18 protein-coding genes, 2 tRNA genes and 1 pseudogene are annotated in these 17630 nt (G+C 64.8%); 11 read left to right on the top strand and 10 right to left on the bottom strand.

Annotated elements, in window-relative coordinates:
• Positions 1–7 precede the first annotated feature (7 nt).
• On the bottom strand, positions 8–481 hold the full coding sequence (locus CIK75_RS13425) for an Lrp/AsnC family transcriptional regulator (RefSeq protein ID WP_086994210.1): 474 nt from the start codon (positions 479–481) through the stop codon (positions 8–10).
• Positions 482–876: 395 nt separating this feature from the next.
• Here CIK75_RS13425 and CIK75_RS13420 point away from each other — a divergent pair, with 395 nt between their 5' ends.
• The 6 genes and pseudogenes from CIK75_RS13420 (at position 877) to CIK75_RS13395 (ending at position 5414) form a co-directional block, all read left to right on the top strand.
• A complete protein-coding gene (locus CIK75_RS13420; protein ID WP_086994207.1) occupies positions 877–1092 on the top strand; it encodes a helix-turn-helix domain-containing protein in 216 nt (71 codons plus the stop codon).
• On the top strand, positions 1079–2233 hold the full coding sequence (locus CIK75_RS13415) for an alanine racemase (RefSeq protein ID WP_086994204.1): 1155 nt from the start codon (positions 1079–1081) through the stop codon (positions 2231–2233). Before CIK75_RS13420 ends, CIK75_RS13415 begins: the two co-directional genes overlap by 14 nt.
• A gap of 83 nt (positions 2234–2316) precedes the next feature.
• Positions 2317–2389, top strand: a tRNA-Ala gene (locus CIK75_RS13410).
• 78 nt (positions 2390–2467) lie between these two features.
• Positions 2468–2569: pseudogene (locus tag CIK75_RS16580) on the top strand (DUF4193 family protein); the annotation flags it as partial.
• 146 nt (positions 2570–2715) lie between these two features.
• A complete protein-coding gene (locus CIK75_RS13400) occupies positions 2716–3927 on the top strand; it encodes an acetyl-CoA C-acetyltransferase (RefSeq protein ID WP_086994201.1) in 1212 nt (403 codons plus the stop codon).
• A 14-nt stretch (positions 3928–3941) separates the two neighbouring features.
• A complete protein-coding gene (locus CIK75_RS13395) occupies positions 3942–5414 on the top strand; it encodes an enoyl-CoA hydratase/isomerase family protein (protein ID WP_096224450.1) in 1473 nt (490 codons plus the stop codon).
• On the opposite strand, the gene CIK75_RS13390 is transcribed toward CIK75_RS13395, so the two are convergent.
• Positions 5411–6319 carry a cation diffusion facilitator family transporter gene (locus tag CIK75_RS13390; RefSeq protein ID WP_086994195.1) on the bottom strand — a complete coding sequence of 303 codons (909 nt, stop codon included), beginning with the start codon at positions 6317–6319 and terminating at the stop codon, positions 5411–5413. The two genes, CIK75_RS13395 and CIK75_RS13390, sit on opposite strands and share 4 nt — an antisense overlap.
• 106 nt (positions 6320–6425) lie before the next feature.
• Between CIK75_RS13390 and CIK75_RS13385 the strand changes: the two genes are divergently transcribed.
• The 3 genes from CIK75_RS13385 (at position 6426) to CIK75_RS13375 (ending at position 10260) form a co-directional block, all read left to right on the top strand.
• Positions 6426–7577, top strand: coding sequence for a N(5)-(carboxyethyl)ornithine synthase (locus CIK75_RS13385; RefSeq protein ID WP_086994192.1), 1152 nt, complete (start codon positions 6426–6428; stop codon positions 7575–7577).
• A 94-nt stretch (positions 7578–7671) separates the two neighbouring features.
• Positions 7672–8880, top strand: a complete 1209-nt coding sequence (locus tag CIK75_RS13380; protein ID WP_086994190.1) for an FAD-dependent oxidoreductase — start codon at positions 7672–7674, stop codon at positions 8878–8880.
• Positions 8881–9024: 144 nt separating this feature from the next.
• On the top strand, positions 9025–10260 hold the full coding sequence (locus CIK75_RS13375; RefSeq protein ID WP_086994187.1) for an MFS transporter: 1236 nt from the start codon (positions 9025–9027) through the stop codon (positions 10258–10260).
• A 13-nt stretch (positions 10261–10273) separates the two neighbouring features.
• Here the strand turns inward: CIK75_RS13375 and CIK75_RS13370 are convergent, their stop codons facing one another.
• Positions 10274–11662, bottom strand: coding sequence for a sugar porter family MFS transporter (locus tag CIK75_RS13370; protein WP_096224449.1), 1389 nt, complete (start codon positions 11660–11662; stop codon positions 10274–10276).
• 158 nt (positions 11663–11820) lie between these two features.
• Complete coding sequence (locus CIK75_RS13365; protein WP_086995450.1) at positions 11821–12246, bottom strand: VOC family protein; 426 nt, start codon at positions 12244–12246, stop codon at positions 11821–11823.
• 248 nt (positions 12247–12494) lie between these two features.
• Here CIK75_RS13365 and CIK75_RS13360 point away from each other — a divergent pair.
• Positions 12495–12570: transfer RNA gene (locus tag CIK75_RS13360), tRNA-Ala, on the top strand.
• Positions 12571–12626: 56 nt separating this feature from the next.
• Here the strand turns inward: CIK75_RS13360 and CIK75_RS13355 are convergent.
• Positions 12627–13157 (bottom strand): YetF domain-containing protein, encoded by a 531-nt coding sequence (locus CIK75_RS13355; RefSeq protein ID WP_086995405.1) that lies wholly within the window; start codon positions 13155–13157, stop codon positions 12627–12629.
• A 38-nt stretch (positions 13158–13195) separates the two neighbouring features.
• On the opposite strand from CIK75_RS13355, the gene CIK75_RS13350 reads away from it, so the two are divergent.
• A complete protein-coding gene (locus tag CIK75_RS13350; RefSeq protein WP_086995447.1) occupies positions 13196–14185 on the top strand; it encodes a 2-dehydropantoate 2-reductase in 990 nt (329 codons plus the stop codon).
• On the opposite strand, the gene CIK75_RS13345 is transcribed toward CIK75_RS13350, so the two are convergent.
• The 5 genes from CIK75_RS13345 to CIK75_RS13325 all read right to left on the bottom strand — a co-directional run bounded on the left by CIK75_RS13345 (position 14121) and on the right by CIK75_RS13325 (position 17535).
• Positions 14121–14750, bottom strand: a complete 630-nt coding sequence (locus tag CIK75_RS13345) for a DUF2249 domain-containing protein (RefSeq protein ID WP_086995402.1) — start codon at positions 14748–14750, stop codon at positions 14121–14123. The genes CIK75_RS13350 and CIK75_RS13345 overlap by 65 nt on opposite strands.
• Before the next feature lie 65 nt (positions 14751–14815).
• Positions 14816–15214: a hypothetical protein gene (locus CIK75_RS13340; RefSeq protein WP_086995399.1), complete on the bottom strand. Its 399-nt coding sequence runs from the start codon at positions 15212–15214 to the stop codon at positions 14816–14818.
• Between the two features lie 16 nt (positions 15215–15230).
• Positions 15231–15749 (bottom strand): methylated-DNA--[protein]-cysteine S-methyltransferase, encoded by a 519-nt coding sequence (locus CIK75_RS13335; protein WP_086995396.1) that lies wholly within the window; start codon positions 15747–15749, stop codon positions 15231–15233.
• A 6-nt stretch (positions 15750–15755) separates the two neighbouring features.
• Positions 15756–17159: a DUF1731 domain-containing protein gene (locus CIK75_RS13330; RefSeq protein WP_086995393.1), complete on the bottom strand. Its 1404-nt coding sequence runs from the start codon at positions 17157–17159 to the stop codon at positions 15756–15758.
• Positions 17160–17274: 115 nt separating this feature from the next.
• Positions 17275–17535: a GlsB/YeaQ/YmgE family stress response membrane protein gene (locus CIK75_RS13325; RefSeq protein ID WP_086995390.1), complete on the bottom strand. Its 261-nt coding sequence runs from the start codon at positions 17533–17535 to the stop codon at positions 17275–17277.
• Positions 17536–17630 lie beyond the last annotated feature (95 nt).

Raw genomic sequence — 17630 nt, 5'->3', positions numbered from 1 at the left:
CGGCGGGCTAGGGCTCCTCGAGCAGGCCGGTGGTGCGGTAGGGGATGACCTCGCGCAGGAACATCGACGTCGATGTTCGCGTGATCCCGGGGCAAAACCGGATGACCTCGCTGACCCGGTACAGGTCGTCGGGATCAGAGGCCACGACCCGAATCAGTAGATCGGTGTCCCCGGCCGGTGCGAAGCACTCGAGCACCTCGGGTATATCCCGTAATGCGGCAATTGCGTCGTCCAGCTTGGACTGGTCCAATTCAGCGGACACGGAGGCGGAGACCCCGCGCCCCAGGGCGGCGGGGGTGACGCGGCTGCTATTAGGGCGCATGGCGCCGGAGGCAGCAAGCTTTTCGAGGCGGGATTGGACGGTTCCCCGCGCCAGGCCGAGCCGCTGGGCCAGCATCATGATCGGGATGCGCGGATCCTGGTCCATGGCGGCCAGGATGCGGCGATCCGTGGTGTCGAGTTGATATCGCTCGGGTGTCACCCGGTGCTCCTTTGCTGGGGTGCTGCGGATGGCGTCGGCCAGATGTCGGTCAAAATGACCAACAGTCTTCGCGAACAGAATCTAAGATTAGTCATATTGTTCAGCCAAAATCAATACTGTTGCGCGGTTTGACCGATGAATGATCTATTGATGAGAGGAACTGGGCAATGCCACAAGCATTCGAAAGTCAGGTTGACGGTTCGGCGGCAACACCAGCGCTTCCGAAACGGCACGGCCCATCAGGCCCGCGACCAGTAGTCCTCTACGAGTATGGCCCGCGAGATTCCCGGAGGGGAATCCTGCGGGCCTACGTGACGTGACCCCGGATTGTCCCCATGCGCACCTAATGACTGGAAACGACGTCAAACCCGGGCTAACTTCGAGGTATGAGATTTATGCGTCTGGAAGACGTCGCCGAAGAGTTGAGCGTCAACATGCCTCAGGTCCGTTCACTGGTCCGGAGCGGCGAGCTTCCCGCCATCAAGGTCGGCGGCCGCGGCGTGTGGCGTGTGGAGCGCAGCGAACTCGAGGCCTATATCGAGCGTCAATATGTCGCCACCCGCGAGGGGCTCAAACAGGACGGCGGCATCACCTCTGATGGAAGCCGCTAAGGCCGCTGGGTTTCCCGCCGTCGTCCCCCCTTCACTGCAGACCCCAGCTGTTCTGATCGACCTGGAAATCCTCCGCCGGAACATCGACACACTGGCGCGGGCGGTATCCGCCCGGGGGCAGCGACTGCGCCCCCACGCCAAAACCCATAAAATCCTGAACATTGCCGCGATGCAGCTGGCGGCCGGAGCCACCGGCCTCACCGTAGCGACACTGGGGGAAGCCGAGGTTTTCGCCGATGCCGGCGTGGATGACCTGTTCATTGCCTATCCCCTCTGGGTGGGGGAGCCGATGGCACCACGCCTGGCGGCACTGGCCCGCCGCAGCCGGCTGCGCGTCGGCGTCGACTCTTGTGAAGGGGCACGAAATCTTGCTGCGAGGCTCGGCGACGAGGCTGGCCTGCCGGGGGTCATGATTGAGCTCGACAGCGGACACCACCGTAGCGGTACCGAACCTCAAGAAGCAGCATCCGTGGCCCTGGCCGCCCGCGAGACAGGATTGCGTGTTCTCGGGCTGTTCACCTTCCCCGGTCACAGTTACGGCCCCGGTGCCTCCGCCGGCGCCGTGGACGACGAATCGCGGGTTCTTCAACAGGGCGCCGCCTCGCTCCGGGCGGCCGGCTTCGACGAGCTCGAACTCAGTGGCGGTTCGACGCCGACGGCCTACGCATCGGAACCCGGCGCGGCAACCGAGCTCAGGCCCGGCGTCTACGTGTTCAACGATGCTCAACAGCTGGAAATGGGCCACTGCGACGTGGGGGACATTGCCCTGACCGTCGCGGCGACGGTCGTTTCCCGGCGCGAGCGCCCAGAGGGTGGCGGGCAGGTGGTGCTTGACGCCGGTTCGAAGATCCTTGGAGGGGATCGACCTTCCTGGGCCAGCGGATTCGGGCGGATTCTTGGCGCACCATCGGCACATGTTTCGGCGCTGTCCGAGCATCATGGAACCGTTGACTACCCGGCAGGAAGTCGACTACCCGACTACGGGGAGGTTTTGCAGGTGATCCCAAACCACGTTTGTCTGGTCCCGAATCTCGTGGATGTGGTGACTGTTGTGCAGCGGAAGGGTGGCAGCACCGAACGGCAGGCTCCCTACAAGATCGTCGAACAGTGGGCCGTGGCTGCACGCGGACAAAATAGCTGAACAACGGTCCGCATCTTTTGTGTTGCGCCCTTGAAGTGCGTTAAGCTGACCCACGTGGTCATCGCGTGTGATTTCATGTGCGCGGGGCTTTAGCTCAGTTGGTAGAGCGTTTCGTTCGCAATGAAAAGGTCGGGGGTTCGATTCCCCCAAGCTCCACCGCAGACGAGTCCAGCCAAGGGACATACCCCGGCTGGACTCGTTTTTTGTTCCGGCCTTTCGGCCCATCGACAGACCGCCGCCGAGTTCACCTGCGGCTCCTGTTGCCTTGTTCGGCACCGCCCCGAGCTGGCCCGGGAGAAGAACGGGCTGAACTTCTGCCTCGACTGCGCAGGCTAAGCAGGAGCGCAGAAGCGACGGCCGGCAGTTGCCCCGCACCCCCGGAATCGTCCGCGGCCCTGCCCACCCCCACCCGAAACGCCTACGATGGAACCAACGTGTCATGGCACACGCAGGACGGACGACGTGAAGGGAGCCGACCTGGCATGAGCAGCGAAGCCTATATTTATGACGCCGTGCGCACACCCCGCGGTCGCGGACGCCAGGGAGCCCTCCACGGGACCAAACCGATCTCACTGGTCACCGGTCTGATCGACGCTCTGCGGGAACGCAACCCGGGTTTGGATGAGTCACGCATCGACGACCTGATCCTCGGGGTGGTCACCCCGATCGGCGACCAAGGGGCCGATATCGCCCGGATCGCCGCCATCGCCGCAGGACTTCCTGACACCGTCGGAGGATTCCAGCTCAACAGGTTTTGCGCTTCTGGATTGGAAGCGACGAACCTTGCCGCCGCGAAGATTCGCTCCGGGTGGGAACATCTGGTCATCGCCGGGGGTGTGGAATCCATGTCACGGGTCCCTATCGGATCCGACGGCGGGGCCTGGGCCTTTGATCCTGCCACCAGCTACGACACCTCCTATGTCCCCCAGGGCATCAGCGCCGACCTCATTGCCACGATCGAAGGCTTCGACCGCAGGACCGTGGACGCCTTCGCCGCCAGATCCCAGCAGCGCGCCGCCACCGCCTGGGACCAGGGCTACTTCGAGCGCTCGATCGTGCCCGTGATGGACCAGAACGGCCTGGTTGTCCTGGACCACGATGAACATCTGCGCCGGGGGACCACCGTGGAGACCCTGGGGAGGATCCGTCCCGCTTTCGCCCTGATGGGCACCGACGGCGGCTTCGACGCCGTAGCGCTGGAAAAGTACCATTGGGTCCAGCAGATCGATCACGTCCACACCGGAGGCAACTCCTCAGGCATCGTCGACGGGGCCGCAGTGGTCCTGGTCGGTTCCGAATCAGTCGGCCACGATCTGGGATTAACCCCGCGGGCCCGCATCACCGCCGCCGCGGTCTCCGGAGCGGATCCAACGATCATGCTCACTGGACCCACCCCTGCCACCCACAAACTGCTCAAAACCGCAGGGCTGAGGCCGGAGGACATCGACCTATGGGAAATCAACGAGGCCTTCGCCGCCGTCGCCCTGAAATACCAACGTGACTTCGCCATCGACGAAGACCGCCTTAATGTCCACGGTGGCGCCATCGCGATGGGCCACCCCTTGGGCGCTACGGGGGCGATGATCCTGGGCACCATGGTGGACGAACTCGAACGCACCGGGCTCCGCCGCGCTGTCGTCACGTTGTGCATCGGCGGCGGCATGGGCGTCGCAACCCTGATCGAACGGGTCTGAAACGAAGGGTGGACATGGAAAAGCAAGAAGTCATCCGTGAGCAGGAAGACGACGCAGGGATCCTTACCTGGATCCTCGATGCCCCGGGAAAGGCAGTGAACCTGCTGGACGATGCCTTCATCGCCTCCATGACCGGGCGTCTGGATGCGCTCGAAGAACGGCGGGCCGAAAAACCCGCTGCCGTCACCGGAATCATCCTCACCTCCGCGAAGAAGAGCTTCTGTGCCAGCGCCGACCTGGAGGCGATGGCGGCCGCTACCCCCGCGGACGCCCGAACCGTGAACGACCTGGCCCGTCAATGGGGGCTACTGCTGCGCCGCCTGGAAACTGCCGGTGTTCCCGTCGTGGCTGCCCTGAACGGCGCGGCCATCGGAGGTGGCCTCGGCCTGGCACTGGCCACCCACCATCGCATCGCCGTTGACGACCCCGGCAACAGGTTCGGTTTACCCGAAGTAGATTTTGGGATCTGCCCGGGCGCTGGAGGGGTCCTGCGCACTACCCGCCTGCTGGGCATCGAACGCGCACTGGATGAGCTGCTGCTCAGTGCTGCCATCGTGGGGGCCCAGGATGGCCTCCAGCTGGGAATCATCGACCAGGTCCTCAAGGACGAGGAGGAGCTGCTGCCGGCAGCACGTCGGTGGATTCGTGAACATCCCGTGGCCCGCCAGCCCTGGGATACCGACGGTTACTTCTTCCCCGGCGGAGCGCCGCAGGTTCCCACCGGGGCCGGCCAGAACCCGTTGACAGAAATCCTCCAATTCCTTCCCGCACGATTGCGTGGCCGCACCGATGCCCTCCATAATCCAGCACCCCGCGCCATTCTCGCCGCCGCCGTGGAAGGCGCGCAGGTGGACGTGGCAACAGCCACTGCCATCGAGGCCCGCTACTACACCCAAACTGTCGTATCGCCGGTCTCCACGGCGATGATCGGCCTGCGGCACACCGACCGCAAGGCCGCAGGGCGCCAGGCCATTGACGCGACCACCGGTGCGGTTCCCGATGCCGCGACCACCGCTGCTGGCGAGACACCCGATGCCCCTGGAACCGGTAGGGCGGTGGAGGGTGAAGAGCGCCATCGCGGGCAGATGAGCGCCGCGAAGGTAGCCCGGCAGATGGGAGCAGACCTCCTAGAAGCGGCCCGAGTCACCGCGAGGGAGCTAGTTGCCCACGGGATGGCAGCGATTTCCGTTGAGCGTGCCGCCGAAAATGCGGGACTGGCATCGCCGCTGTTCCATGCCATCACCGAAGCCGTGCAGGAATCGCCCCGGGAGACCACCGATACCCCTGTTGGAGTGGGTCAGCAGGGGACTCCGGAGCTATCCACCGAGGTGGCGCAACGGCGCCTGCTCTCGGCGATAGCCCGTTCCGGGCGAGAACACCTCGGGGGACGGGATGCGGCGATGACCGCGGCCCTGAACATCGCCTCGGTGGACGGTGCCGGTTATCCGGCCTGGACCGGGGGGATCACCCGCTGGGAAGACGACTAGAACTCCAGCGAGGCCTCATCGCTGACCGAGAGTGACAACACGGCTGTTTCGATGACTTCATGGGCCTCGAGCTCGCGCTCGAGCCGCCGCATCTGCCGGGCCACATCCTCTTCCGGATCATTACCCACCAAATCCACTTCGGCCACCAGAAACAGCCGATCGGGTCCGATGTATTCCAAATGCAGGTAGGTGACCCGTTCGATTTCCTCATGACCCTGAAGGGCCAGGCCGACCTGGGCACGAATTTCGGGAGTCGAACTCGCGCCGATCAGAAACAGTCGATTCCTGTCGATGAGCACCAATGCCACGACGCCGAGCAGCACACCGATGACCATAGAACCGGCGGCGTCCCAGCGGGCATCACCGGTGATCTGGTGGAGGTAGATGCCAGCGCCGGCGGCGACGAGACCGACCAAGGCCGCGAAGTCCTCGGCCACCACGGCGCGCAGCGTCGTGTTCGAGGTCCGCAGGACCAGGTCGAGGGTCGACGTTCCTTGCGCCCGGGCTTTCCGACGGGCCTGCACCACCGCCTGGGTGAAGGACGAGCCCTCGATCAGGAAGGCCAGACCCAACACGGTGAAGGCGATTCCGGGTGACTCCACGGGTGCTGGATTGTTGAGCTCCTGGAGTCCATGCATGATCGAAAAGACGGCGCCAGCGGTGAAGATGCCCACGGCAGCGAACATCGACCAGACATAGGCTTCGCGACCGAAACCCAAGGGGTGACGGGAATCCTTCGGGCGGGCCGACCGGCGGTCGGCGATGAGCAAGAAGATTTCGTTTCCGGCATCGGCCCACGAATGCGCAGCCTCCGCAACCATGGAGGCCGACCCGGTCAGCAGGGCAGCCACCGACTTCGCGATCGCCACCAGGATGTTGGCGATGAACGCGATGACCACCGTCATGCTGGATTCTCCATGGTGCCAGTCTAGAACCGGAGCCCGTGGAATGGGCCCCGGTGTAGCCTAAGGCCAAGGGCGCCAGCGCGGCGCCCCGAAAAGGATGTGGACCATGGCAACTGAGAAGGAACCCGTTCTGGGTGTATTGGGCAAGTCGCGAAAAATTGACGAGCACCGCGTGCCGATCCACCCCGGCCATCTGGAACGCATCGACCCGGGACTGCGTGCCCGGATGGTCCTCGAGGAAGGGTACGGGGAACGGTTCGGATATTCGGACGCAGACCTGGCCACCCTGGTGCGGGCCGTATCGAACCGCACAGCGGTCATCGACGCCGCGGACACCGTCCTGCTGGCCAAACCGCAGGCCAGGGATCTTGAGGATCTACACGAAGGCCAGACCCTCTGGGGATGGCCGCATTGCGTGCAGGACCGCGAGATGACCCAGCTGGCGATCGACAAGAATCTGACGTTGATTGCCTTCGAAGCCATGAACCACTGGGCCAGCGATGGCGGGTTCTCCTTGCACGTCTTCCATAAGAACAACGAACTTGCCGGCTATTCCTCCGTCATCCATTCCATGGCGCTGACCGGGGTCACCGGGGACTACGGCCGCCGGCTGACCGCCGTCGTCATCGGTTTCGGGGCCACCGCCCGGGGCGCCGTCACCGCCCTGAAGGCCCACGGTGTAACGGATATCAGGGTGCTCACCAACCGGACGGTCGCCTCGGTGGCCGCGCCCATCCACTCGGTGCAGATGGTCCAGTTCGATCACGAGGACGGCCCCTACCTCAGCGAAGTGATTACCGATGACCGGGGGCGCGTTCCCCTTGCGCCGTTCCTGGCCGAAAGCGACATCGTCGTGAACTGCACCTTGCAGGACCCCAACAACCCCTTGCTGTATTTGCGCTTGGAAGACTTGGGCGCTTTCACCCCGGGCAGTCTGATCATCGATGTTTCCTGCGATGAGGGGATGGGATTCGACTGGGCGCGACCGACCACCTTTGCCGAACCGATGTTCACGGTCGGGAACAACATCGACTACTACGCCGTGGACCATAGCCCGTCGTACCTCTGGAATTCGGCCAGCTGGGAGATCAGCGACGCGCTGCTGCCCTTCCTGCCACTGGTCATGGGCGGCCCGGATGCGTGGGGAACCAGTGAAACCGTCACCCGCGCCATCGAGATTCGGGACGGTGCCGTCGCCAATCCCGCGATCCTCGAGTTCCAAGGACGTGCGCTGGGGTATCCGCACCGGCTGCTCTGAGGCCACTAGTGCTTGCACCCTGACGGGCCACGGGCCTACGTTGAAAGAACCAGCCCCCATCCCGGAGGCACGTAACATCAGCCAGGAGGTCATCATGGCAACATCGGACGGTACGGTCATCATCGGTGGGGGACTCGCGGCGGCGCATGCTGCCCAGACGCTACGCGAACAGGGGTACTCCGGGAGCATCACCCTGATCGCCGATGAGGCAACCCCTCCCTATGAGCGTCCGCCGCTGTCCAAGGAGTTCCTCCAGGGCAAACAGGATGCCGAAGCAGGCATCGCGCACGACGCCGAATGGTACGCAGCGCACGATGTGACCCTGGTGCTGGGTGGGCATGCCTCCGAGATCGACCGTCGGCGCCACGTGGTGCGGCTGGATTCGGGGGATGAGCACCCCTACGGGCAACTGCTGCTGGCTACCGGCGCCGATTCTCGTCATCTCGACCTTCCGGGAACCGATCTACCTGGGGTGATGATGTTGCGCCGTTTGGGCGATGCCCAGATCCTGAAGGATGCCCTGGCCACCGGGGGGCGCCTCGCCGTCGTCGGTGCCGGCTGGATCGGCCTCGAAGTGGCCTCCAGCGCCCGGCAGGCAGGGATGGAAGTCACCGTGGTCGCCCCGAATGACACGCCGCTGGAAAACGTCATGGGTGAAAAGATCGGCGCACATTTCGCCGAGGTGCACCGCAGCAACGGGGTCGAGTTGCGGATGGGTACCCAGGTGAACGGCATCATCGAACGTGACGGCCGGGCCGCCGGACTGGACACCTCGGACGGTGAGGTGCCGGCCGACGTCGTTCTCATTGCCATCGGCGCCGTCCCGGCCACGTCGCTGGCGGAGGCCGCCGGGCTTGAAACGGATAACGGGGTACTGGTCGACGGTTCGCTGCGCACCAGCGACCCCGATATCCTCGCCGCCGGCGATGTCGCCAACGCGGTGAACACCAAATTGGGTCGTCTGCGGGTCGAACACTGGGACAACGCCATCCGGCAAGGCGAACTGGCAGCGAAGACGATCCTGAAACATGCTGACCGGTACGACTGGCTGCCCTACTTCTTTACCGACCAATTCGATCTGGGCATGGAATACGTCGGGCATGCCGGGCCCGGTGCTCAGGCCGTCGTCCGCGGGAGCCTGGAATCGGGGGAGTTCATTGCCTTCTGGCTTGAGGAAGGCGTCGTTACCGCGGCCATGAACGTGAACATCTGGGATGTCAACGACACTCTGCGCTCCATCGTGGGCCGCGCGGTGGCTCCCGAGCGGCTCGCCGACACCAAGGTTGAACTCGCCGATCTCTGAGTCCTGGTCGGGGCTCCGCGTCGTCGATGGTGCGGGAATGGAACGGTGTCCTTAGACTGTTGTGGTCGATACGCGCCACGGACGGCAATGAGGCACCTGGCCGGTCACCCTCCACCGCAGAATCCCGAAGGTAGGAACCGCCGCATGACCCACCCGCCACATAGCACCATGCTTACCGGGCGTCCCCTGTTCATTGCCATGGTCTCGCTGGCATTGGGCGGATTCGGTATTGGCACCACCGAGTTCGCCATCATGGGCCTGCTTCAGGAGGGGGCATCCGACCTCGGCGTGGGCAACGCCGACATGGGGCTGATGATTTCCGCCTACGCCCTCGGCGTGGTGGTCGGCGCCCCCTTGCTGACCGCGCTGGGCGCCCGGGTGGCCCATAAGACGATGGTGTCCTGGCTGATGGTGTTTTTCACCCTCGCCAACTTCTCCTCGTTCCTGGCCCCGACCTACGATTCGATGCTGGTGACCCGTTTCCTCTCCGGGCTGCCCCACGGAGCCTACTTTGGGCTCGCCGCCATCCTCGCAGGGAACCTGGTCCCCGCCACCATGCGTGGCCGGGCGATCGCCTGGGTCATGATGGGCCTGTCGGTGGCCAATGTGTTGGGGGTCCCCGCGGTGACCTGGCTGGGTCAGCAGTTGGGATGGCGTTGGATGTTTGCCTCGGTGGCGCTGATCGGTGTCCTGACGTTGATCTGTATCCGACTCTGGGTTCCCTATAACCCGATCCATGAAGGTGCCAGCATCCGCCGGGAACTGACCGCGTTACGCAGTGGACGGGTCTGGCTGGCCATGGCCACCGGCATTGTGGGATTCGGCGGCTTCTTCGCGGTCTACTCCTATATCTCACCGACATTGACCGACGTCACCGGCCTCGAAAAGGGGGCCGTCCCCCTGGTCCTGAGCCTCTACGGGATCGGGATGGTCCTGGGAAACCTGTTGGGTGGGCGGCTGGCCGACTGGTCGGTCCACGGCAGCATCTACATCGCCACCTCGGCCATGGTCGTGTTCATGAGCGCCTTCGGGATCCTCTCGCCCTACCCGGTGCCCGCCCTGATCCTGGTCTTCATCCTCGGCGGGACAGGATCCATCCTGGTGCCGAGCCTGCAGGCCCTGCTCATGGACTCGGCGCCGAAGGCTCAATCACTGGCGGCCTCGTTGAACCACTCCGCGCTGAACGTCGCCAACGCCCTCGGCGCCGCCTTGGGTGCCGTAGTCATCAAACTCGGATTTGGCTACCAGGCCCCGTCCTTCCTCGGGGCAGGCCTGGCCCTGCTGGGTCTGTGCCTGGCGTTGCTGACCGCCCGGGTCTTCAAAGCCCGTGCCGCCGCCGACGCGGCCGCCGTGGCACAGACTTCGGGACAGCTCAGCTAGGACCGTCGGACCATCAGGTGGCCCGGGCCCGCGACCAGGACTCGATTTCTTCCAGACTGCGTCCCTTGGTCTCGGGGACGAGCTTGACGGCGAAGAGCCACCCCAGCGCGCAGATGAGGGCATAGAGCCAGAACGTCCACGACTTGCCCAAGGCGTCGAAGAGGGACAAGAAGGTCAGCGACACCACGAAATTCATGCCCCAGTTGCACATCAGGGTCGCGCTCATGGCCGAGCCGCGGATCCGTTGCGGGTAGACCTCGGAGGGCAGGACGAAGACGACGATCCCGACGCTGGCGCCGAAGGCCGCGATGTAGATCGCCAGACACACCATGGCGATCCATCCTGCCGAAAGGTCCAGGCTCTCTCCGTGCAGCACGAAGCCGAGCACGAGCAGCGTGATGCTCATGACGGCGAATCCGGTCATCAGCAGGACGCGGCGTCCGATCCTATCGACCAGGGACATGCCGACAATGGTCATGATGACGTTCACGGCACCGATGCCCACCGTGCCCAGGATCGCGGTGGAGGCCCCGAGCCCGGTGCTGTTGAAAATCGTGGGGGCGTAGTAGATGACGCTGTTGATGCCGCTGGCCTGACCGAAAACGGAAACCCCGATACCGGCGATCAGGGCAGGACGAACCCAGGGGGTCGTGAGGTCGCGCAGCGTGGATTTGGGTTGGACGTCCTCGTGGATGGACCGGTGGATCTCCTGGTATTCGCTCTGGGCGGTCTGCGGGTCCCTGAGCCTGCCCAGAACGGTGCGGGCCTCGTCGGTACGCCCCTTTTCGAAGAGCCAGCGCGGGGTTTCGGGCAAAAAGAGCATCCCTACGCCCAGCACGATCGCCGGGATGACGCCGAGGCCGAACATCCAGCGCCAGCCGCCGTCGTGGGCGAACAGCGCGTTGGTCAGGTAGGCGGCGAGGATGCCGATGGTGATCAGCAGTTGGTTCGCCGAAACCAGTCGGCCGCGGATCGCCGGGGGTGCTGCTTCGGCGATGAAGAGCGGAACCAGGACCGAGGCGGCCCCGACCGCGACTCCCAGCACCAGGCGGGCCACGACGAGGAATTCCGCCGTGGGGGCGAAGGCCGCCAACAGGGCGCCGATCGTGAACACCGCTGCGGCGGTGATGATCGTGTTCTTGCGGCCAAAACGGTCCGAGAGGGGCCCGCATCCGACGGCGCCGATGATCGCCCCGACCAGGATGGAACTGACGACCACACCTTCGGTGAACGGTGTCAGCGAGAAGTCGTCGTTGATGAAGAGCAGTGCCCCGGAGATCACCCCGGTGTCGTAGCCGAAGAGGAATCCCCCGACGGCGGCGATGGCGCTGACCGCATAGACCAATTTCGGTGATTTCGGGGCAGGGGCAGGGGGCGTGGGGTCCCGGGGTTCTGTGCGCATAACGGCTTTCCTGAGCTGGGTTCGGGACGCGGGCCGTGATGCTCTCACGGCAGGCGGGGCACCTGGACGAGGTGGGCTGATCCACCGTATTCAGCCTTCTGGCCATGTTCCCCTCCGGAACAGCCAACGCGCGATGGGTCTCGAAGACGCCGCGGAGCCTAGCCTTGCTGGGCCGTGATGTTGAACATCCAGCTGATGCCGAACCTATCGGTGAGCTGCCCGAACGAATCCCCCCAGGGTGCCTGTTCGAGTGGCATGGTGACGGTCGCTTCGCCGGCGAGCTGGTCCCACCAGCGGTGCAGGTTGTCAGCGTCCTGGCCTGCCGTCCCGTCCGAACTCAACGAGATGGTCCCGTTCGGGGTGGGATCGCATCCCGGTCCCGGATCACTGGCCATCAAATGGATGCCGCGTTCAACGAATAACGAGGAGTGCATGACTTTTTGGGCCCGCTCCGGATCTTTTTCGCCCATCCCCTCGGCAAAGGTCAGCACGGCCAGTTCACCGCCGAAAACGGAGGTGTAGAACTCCATGGCTTCACGCGTATTACCGCCAAAACTCAGGTAGGGGGTCATTCCGATGCTCATGGTGGTGCCCTTCATTCGGGGAACGGACACTGTGGTGCCCTGCATCCATCCTGCCGCCGGCCGGCGGACTTGGGAAGGGATGAGGAGCCAGAACCAGGATCCGTTGAGGCACTTCCTGTCGGAGTCCCGGCGTCGTTCCCGCTGCCTTTGCCCGGCCCGGCCTGCCCTCGATTGGCGCATCACGGGGCGGGTGCTGTAGATTATTGAATCGTCCCGGACGTCGGAAGACGGCGGCGGGGATGACCTGCGGGGGTATGGCGCAGTTGGTAGCGCGTCTGCATGGCATGCAGAAGGTCAGGGGTTCGAATCCCCTTACCTCCACCACAGGAAGAGGGCTTCCCGGTTCATTGGAACCGGGAAGCCCTCTTTGCATGGGGGACTTATTCGCCTTCGCGTTCGGCGTAGGGCAGGATGCTGGAGCCATCGCCCATCGCGGAACGGGTGATGACTCCGAGGGAGCCGTCCTGTTGCAGGACCACCGCCTGAACATCGGCGAGAGACCCCTGCCCCGACTGCCGGGCGGCGGTGTGCACATCGGCTTCCGTCAGCCGGTGGCGGTGTAGGGCACGGTGCTGCAGCTCATCGTTGTAATAGAGCAGCACCGGAGGTGAGTCCAGGACCCGGCGCATGACGTTCCAGCGCGCCCGGATGCCGGCCAGGGCCCACTGCACTCCCACCAGCAGCACCAGAGCCGCCACCGCTTGGGCGAGGCTGACATCAACTGCCGTGACGGTGCGGCCGAACGTCGAGCCCAGGGTCACGGCGATGACGAAGTCCAGCGGCGTCATTTTGGCCATCGTGCGTGGCCCGGTCCCGCGCAGCAGGATCACCAAGACAAGGTAGCCGACGATGCCGATGAGCAAGGTATGAATGATCGGCTCCCAGCCGGTCCAGAAGTAACTCGAATCCATGGGGACATTCTGGCATGGGGGTGGGGGATACTGTCGATATGAGAATCCTGATGGTCGGCGCTGGAGCCACCGGAGGCGCCTTTGGCGCGCGATTGTTGGAAGCCGGCCGCGATGTCACCTATCTGCTCCGAACCTCCCGGGCCGAAAAACTACGACGCGACGGCTTGAGGTTCATTTCCCCGGACGGTGACCGTGTCCTGCCCGTCCAGGTCATCACCGCAGACCAGACGGCCGCCGAATTTGATCTGGTCCTGTTGGCCGTCAAGGCCACTGGACTGGACGCCGCCTTACACGACGCTGGACCGTTCATCGGCGCCGACACCACCGTCATCCCTTTCCTCAACGGGATGCGCCATATCGACCTGATCCGTGCGCTGCCGGCCGGCAACCCGCTGGGTGGGTTGGTGAAGATCCTTGCCGCGTTGGACGAGGACGGCTCGGTGCGGCAAATGACCGGCCTCGCCACCATGACCATCGGTACCTTCGATGGCAGTGCCGTCCCGGCCAGGATTTCGGACACGCTGCGGGTCCCCGGTCTGGAGCTCTTCGAAACCGGCGAGGTGTTGCAGTCGCTGTGGGATAAATGGGTGTTCATTGCCGCTGCGGGGGTCATCACCTGCCTGTTCCGCAATAATGTGGGAAATATCCTGGCTGCCGGGGGCCGCAGCCAGATCGACGCAGCCATCGCCGAGACCGAGGCCGTCGCAGTGGCCGCCGGATACCCCACGAAGACTCCCAGCCACGACCAGGCGGTCGGTCTGCTCACCGCACCCGGGTCGACGTTCGTTTCCTCGCTCTACCGTGATGTGATCTCCGGACAGGCGACGGAGGCGGAGCATATTCTGGGCGATCTGCAGTCACGGGCTCGGGCCCTCGAGGTGGAGACCCCACTCGTGGATCTGACTTTGGTGCAGATCCGTGCCGGTGAGTTGGTCGCCGCGGCGCCGGAGGGCTCAGCGGGGGTCAGGCGGGGGCATCAGGACGCGTCGTCCGCAGCACGAGGGATTGCCGGCGCTGATGCACCGTGAGGTAGCGCAGTCCGCCCGGTCCGGCAGTGAACGAGCGTCGTGATTTGCGAGGCAGCCAAACCAAGGCCCCGGGGGAGAGGTGGAGGTCGTCCCGCTCGGTGCCCAAGGTACCCGTGCCGCCCAAGACGTGGATGAGCACATCGAGTTCGGGGCCGGTGTAAGCGTCGATGGAGCCTCCCGGTTCGAGCGAGATGATATTCGAATCCAAATCTCGTTCAGGCAGCTGAATGTTCCATACAGCCCCCGAAACCCCGGGTTCCCCCGTCCGGGCAGCCACGGCATGGGTGTCCAGCAGCACCCGGGGCAGCGGCGTGCTGGCCAGTTTGGTGATACGAAAATGCCACTCTTCGGGCCCTGAAAGTATGTTTTGCCAGTCGTGGCTGCCGGGGTGTTCGGCCTCGAACTCTTTGTGCAGACCCTCCGGAGCGTGGTCGTTGACCACCAGGAGGGATCCCGCGACTGGTAGGAGCCCATACTGCGCGAAGACTGCCGGGTGGCGTTCCGGTGCGCGCAGGACCCGCAGGTCCAGTTCTGGTGCGGTGCCGGGGGAATCGGTACTGGTCATCGGTCTTCTCCTCGGGGTGGGGCTGCGGTTTTGCCGGGAGGCCGTCGCCGGGACGGTACGCGGCCCTAGAGTCTTTTGGTCCAGTCCACCACGGGGGCCAGCGTGGAGAAGACCACGGAGGTGTCCTGGTGGGCTCCTTCCTGGAAGAAGGAGATACTGGGTAGCTCGGCTGGACGGAACAGCCGCCGGTAGTGATCCGCCGGACGGTTCCCGCCGATGATGACGACGGCGCTCTGGCGTTCGGGGGCGAGGGCCCGGGCCAGTGCCAGACCATGCAGACGGCCGAAACGTGGCGGCCCGACCAGGACCAGCCCGTCGTAGAAGACCACGTCGTTGGCTGCAGCATCGCGCACTTGGATCTGTTCGGCCAGGTTCCCGGCACCGCGGAGGGAGTCTTCCAGCGCCTGGGCATAGGCCCGGCTGGGGCCGTGGCGGCCGTAGTAGACAATGGCGACAGTACGCATGGTGCCTCCTCGGGCGTTAGAACAATGCGGGCTGTTCCTCGGTCGAAGGCAGGACACCTTCGAGCCGGAGCAGGAAGAGCTTGCGGTCGATTCCTCCGCCGTACCCGGTCATCGAACCGTCGGCGCCGATGACGCGGTGGCAGGGAATGATGATCGAGATCGGATTTCGCCCGTTGGCGGTGCCGACGGCCCGGGTCAGATGAGGGTCCCCCAGTTCTGCGGCCAATTCCCCATAACTGCGCGTCGTTCCCGGCTCGATGCTTTGCAGCAGGGTCCAGACCCGTTGCTGGAACACGGTCCCGCAAGGGGCCAACGGCACCCTGAAACGGGTCCGGATCCCGGCAAAATACTCGTGGAGTTCGTCGATGGCCCGGCTGATGGTTGCGGGGGTACCCGCGCCGGAAACTTCGGTGCCTTCCGGCGGTCCAGCGGGCTGGTGTGCATGGTTTTCCATGTGCACGCCGGACAGCCCGTTCTCGGTGGCCGAGATTCGTAGCCGCCCGATGGGCGATTTCATATACGCATATGTGAGCATGTCTGCCTACCCGGTGATGGCAGCCAGGGCGCCATCGAGGTCGGGGTAAGTGAAGGTGAAACCGGCGTCGGGCAGCCGTCGTGAGGACGCATGCCTTCCGGTCAGCCCCAAGGCAGGGTCGGTCCGTAGGGCTGCGGCACCGAGCCTGAGCACCGGTTCGGGGGTGGGCAGTGAGAAACGCTTCAGGGGGCCCGGTGCCAACGTAGACCTCAGGGCTGCCATGAATTCGGCATTGCGGACCGGGTGGGGTGCCGCGGCCACCACGACCCCCTCGTCCAGTTCGATCCCGGGTTCCAGCCCGAGGCCCACCCGGACAATGCGCAGCCAATCCTCCAGATGGATCCAGCTGACCCATTGACGGCCGGAACCGATGGGGCCGCCCAAGCCGATGCGGGTGAGTAGCGAGAGACGGTCGAAGGCGGGGCACTCCTGTTCCAAGACGATGCCGGTGCGCAAGATCGTGGTCCGGTCCGCGTGGGCGCCGTTGAGGGCCTCTTCCCACGGTTGGGCGACGCCGGTCATCTGCGGCAGGGCAGCGCCCGCCGTGGGCAACGGGGAGTCCTCGGTCAGCCGTTCGTCTCCGGCATCGGAGTAGATGGCGGTGGTGCTGGCCTGAACCCAGCGTTGAAGAGGGGCTGTGTGTTTGCGGCTTGCCTGCACCAGGGCGCGGGTGGCATCGACCCGGGAGTCCCGCAGCTCGGCGATGACTTCCGTCGTGGGGCGCGCGTCCACCAGCCGGCCGGCCAAATTGACCAGGCTGACCGTACCTTCGGTGTTCGCCAGTTCACCGGTCCAGGCCCCTTGACTGCGGCCGTCCCACCGAACCTGGCGGAACGGCGAAACGGGATCCGGGGTGCGTGTGAGGATCACCGGGTCCAGGCCGCGGCAGAACAGGTGGGCGGCCAACCGGATCCCCAGGAAACCGCTGCCTCCGGCGATGACCACACGGCGGCTCGGATCCGTGGTGCCACCGGCTAGTCGGTAAAGGCGGGCACAGTTTTCCGCGAAGTGGGAGGCCAGTGGCTTGGCGTTCGACTCGGTGAACAGCAGGGAGCCATGGCCTTCGATGGCGACCCGTTGGGTCAGCAGGGTTCCGACTGGATGCTCGGCGATCTGCCAGTGCACCAGCAGGCCACCGCCGGGCTGCGGCTGACGCCAGGCAAAGGAGGTACCAGTCTGGTTGCGGGTGATCACGGCGTCCGGGGCGGTGCGCGAATGCACGGCGCCGAGTAGTGGCGGGTTCGGGGTGAAAGCCAGCCGGGTACCTGGAACCAGGGCCCCGTCGTGGGCGGGGACCAGGGACCTGACCGCAGGATTCCAATCGGGCAATCTGGAGGGATCGGAAATAATGCGCCAGAGAGCGTCCGGCGCCACTGCGAGCACATGCTGTTGCGTGCGATTCCAGGCCATGGTTTCAGCTTAGCCGCGAACCGCCGGACAAACAGGGGGCCATGAAAGGGCCGTCAACGAAGGAGGTGGCCACCCCGTGCGGGATGGCCACCTCGTTCGTTGTTGCCGCTGGAGCCTAGGCCTTGCGGCGACCCGTGATGAAGCCCCAGATGACCAGGACGATCAGCGAGCCGACGATCGCCCAAATCCAGGAGACGAGGTTGAAGAACCCTGCGGTCCCGCTGCCGAAAAGACTTCCGATCCAGCCGCCGAGGATGGCGCCGATGACACCGAGGATGAGGGTGGCGATCCAGCCGCCGCCCTGCTTACCGGGCAGGATCGCCTTCGCGATGGCGCCGGCGATGAGGCCGAGGAGTAGAAAAGGCAGGAAATTCATGATGTTCCTCCTTTGCATTCCCACGTGGTGTGGGCGTTTTGCCCCGAAGGCATGAGGCCTCCGACGTGACGTAGCGAAATAGTACCAGCAAGAAT

The sequence above is a fragment of the Glutamicibacter sp. BW78 genome, assembly GCF_002332245.1.
Classification (GTDB): domain Bacteria; phylum Actinomycetota; class Actinomycetes; order Actinomycetales; family Micrococcaceae; genus Arthrobacter_H; species Arthrobacter_H rhombi_A.
The sequence above is the reverse complement of the archived record's forward strand: the minus strand, read 5'-3'. Positions and strand labels throughout refer to the sequence as shown.